Source organism: Chromohalobacter sp. HP20-39 (genome assembly GCF_033052815.1).
Classification (GTDB): Bacteria; Pseudomonadota; Gammaproteobacteria; order Pseudomonadales; family Halomonadaceae; genus Chromohalobacter.
This window is the reverse complement of sequence record NZ_JAWHTP010000846.1, coordinates 1-258: the sequence shown is the minus strand read 5'-3', so window position 1 is coordinate 258 and position 258 is coordinate 1. Positions and strand designations below refer to the sequence as shown.

The 258-nt window shown below is 65.5% G+C and carries 1 pseudogene; it reads left to right on the top strand.

The features are described 5' to 3' along the window. Positions 1-258 (top strand): annotated as a pseudogene (locus RVY79_RS20345) (hypothetical protein); the annotation flags it as partial.

Here is a 258-nt window from a genome sequence, read left to right as displayed (position 1 = left end):
CGGCGCAAGGTGCGGGCCGCCGGCTTTATCGCCTACGCGGTACTCGTGCTGCCGATGATGCTGCTGATGGATCAACACAACATCGGCCTGGCCTTCCTCGCCATGATGGTGGTGGCGCTGCCGCTGCCGATCGTTCAGTCCGTCGGCTATCCGACCTACGCCGAGCAGTTCCCCACCCGCGTGCGCTACACGGGCATGGCGTTCAGCTTCAACATCGGCGCGATTGTCGGCGGCGGTGTCACGCCCTATGTGGCGACC